The sequence below is a fragment of the Citrobacter sp. wls718 genome (assembly GCF_005280945.1).
Classification (GTDB): Bacteria; Pseudomonadota; Gammaproteobacteria; order Enterobacterales; family Enterobacteriaceae; genus Citrobacter; species Citrobacter gillenii.
Window position 1 is genome coordinate 1 of record NZ_SZWV01000048.1, and the last position, 2,334, is coordinate 2,334.

The following is a 2,334-nucleotide window of genomic DNA, read 5'->3' on the forward strand; positions in this document are numbered from 1 at the left end:
AATAAGTTGGAGTCATTACCCGGCGCAGGTGCCAGTTTTAATACCTTTACTCAGGATTTATTAGGCCAGAAGTGGAATATCGTGGTCGGTATCGCGTTTGGCTTTGTGTTGTATATTCTGACCTACGCCTATATCTCCGGGTCATCGGCGGTGATGGCGCAAACTGTGTTCAAATACAGCGGCGTGCGCTTTCCAGCGAATGTCTCGGTGGTGATTGTCAGTATGCTGGTCGGGGCGATTGCCTGGTACAGTTCGCTGCTGGTCGGACGCATCACCACTATTTTGATCATCGGTAAGTTTATCGCCTTCTTTGCCACGTTCTCCGGACTAGTCGGCCATATTGAAGTGGCGAAACTGGTCGACAGTGTCGCGGTGGCGATCCCAGGGTCGCAGTACCTGCCGTATATCCTGATGACGCTGCCGTTCTGTATTATCTCATTTGGTTTTCATGGCAACGTGCCGAGCCTGGTCAAACTGTACGGTAAGAGTGGGATCCCGCATATTACGCGTTCGATAATCATCGGCACGCTGTTTGCTCTGCTGCTGTATGTCTTCTGGCTGGGCGTGACGATGGGCAACATTAGCCGTTCGGAATTCCCGCCGATTATCGCTAAAGGCGGCAATATCGACGTGTTTGTCGAGGCCATCAGCGGGCTGTTTACCAGCCGCTATATGGATCTGATCCTGACCTTCTTCGGCAACTTTGCGGTAGCCAGTTCCCTGCTGGCGGCAACCCTCGGCCTGTTTGACTACATCGCTGACCTGTTTCACTTCCCGGATAACGGCGTCGGTCGTCTGAAAACTGCGCTGGTAACCTACTTCCCACCGGCTGCCGTGTGCTTTTTCTTCCCGAATGGTTTTGTCCACGCGATTGGCTATGCCGGTCTGGCCTTCACCATCTGGAGCGTGATCCTGCCACCGTTCCTGGTAAAAGCGGCGCGTAAGCGTTTCCCTACGGCCAGCTACACTGCACCCTGCAATAACACGGTGCTTAACCTGGTGATCGTCTGCGGGGCGGTTGTCTATCTGACGGTGGTGCTGGACGTGTTTGGCCTGCTGCCTACGTTCCGGTAACGGGAGGCGCTATGTTTTTGACATTGCTACGGTTTCAGCATCCGCTGGTTTATCGCTTTGCGTGGCTGCGTTTACGGGTGGTGGTGTTAAGAACGTGCGGAATGCGTAAGAGAAAGGGATGAGTGTTTTACTCTGTTGTAGCAGCCGGATGCGGCGCTTGCGCCTTATCCGGCCTACAAATGTGCGTGAAACGTAGGCCTGATAAGCGAAGCGCCATCAGGCATAAGTGCCAGGCATTACACGCGGAAGTAGCGTGGTGGGATCAACGCAGAAAAGGCGTCGAACTTCTTCACCATCTTTTTCCAGAACAACATAACAACAATCCTCTCTTTGAAATATCGGCGCTATTTTAGTCAGCGCCGACAAATCGTAAAGCCAGCCGCGGCGTTCTCCTGACCGGGTGGCTGTAAACCTTTTTGTTCACTGTCTTGTCAAACACGCTTGCCAGAATATGGCTGGGGTTGACAATGCGTTACGCCATAAACCAGTAGTAAAAGAGGCCGACCTTTAAGCCGAGGATCACGATGTAGGCGCAGCAGTATTTCATGGTGCCAGACATAATCTGGTTCGCCTGGCCTTCCATTTTGGTGGCGGAAACCGCAATGGCGATGCTCTGCGGGGAGATCATTTTCCCGCCCGTCGCGCCGGAGGTGTTGGCCGCCGCCAGCCAGTTAGGGTCAATATTCAACTTGCTGGCAGCAATGGTTTGCAGTTTACCAAACAGAATATTCGAGTTGGTGTCGCTGCCGGTGACAAACGTACCCAGCGCGCCAATGACCGGGGCGAGAAAGACATACGAGCCGCCGGTCAGGTCAACAATCGACTGGGCCAGCGTGGCGATAATACCGCTGAGATCCATCACCGTGGCCAGCGCAACAATCGCCATAATGGCGACGATCGAGTTCTTCAACTGGAAAATGGTTTTGACAAACACTTCCAGCATCCCGCGCGCCGAAGCCCCCTGGATAAAACCGCCGATCAGGGTCGCAAAGATGATCAGCATCCCCGGCGTGGTGACCCACTCGATTTTCAGCGCCAGCGTTTTACCGTCGGCGAGGGTGAAATGCAGCACCGAAGCCAGTTGTGATGCTGCCGCTTTTACCGCCGGGAACAGCGGCGAGCACAGCAGAATAAAGATAAAAATAAACAGGTAGATGGAGCCGACCCGGAACAGCACCTTCGCCGAGCGCGGTGTGGTTTCCCGGGTATGGCTGGTTTCAATGCGCCATTCGGGGGCGGTTTTGCCGTTGCGCAGGCGAC

At 54.2% G+C, this 2,334-nt stretch carries 2 protein-coding genes; one reads left to right on the forward strand and one right to left on the reverse strand.

The window, feature by feature from the left end; genetic code table 11:
• On the forward strand, positions 1-1,074 hold a 1,074-nt coding region (locus FDW95_RS09045; RefSeq protein WP_137363480.1), incomplete at its 5' end, for an aromatic amino acid transporter.
• 472 nt (positions 1,075-1,546) lie between these two features.
• Here FDW95_RS09045 and FDW95_RS23660 read toward each other — a convergent pair.
• Positions 1,547-2,334: L-lactate permease (locus tag FDW95_RS23660; protein WP_249358995.1), on the reverse strand; the 788-nt coding region annotated here is incomplete at its 5' end.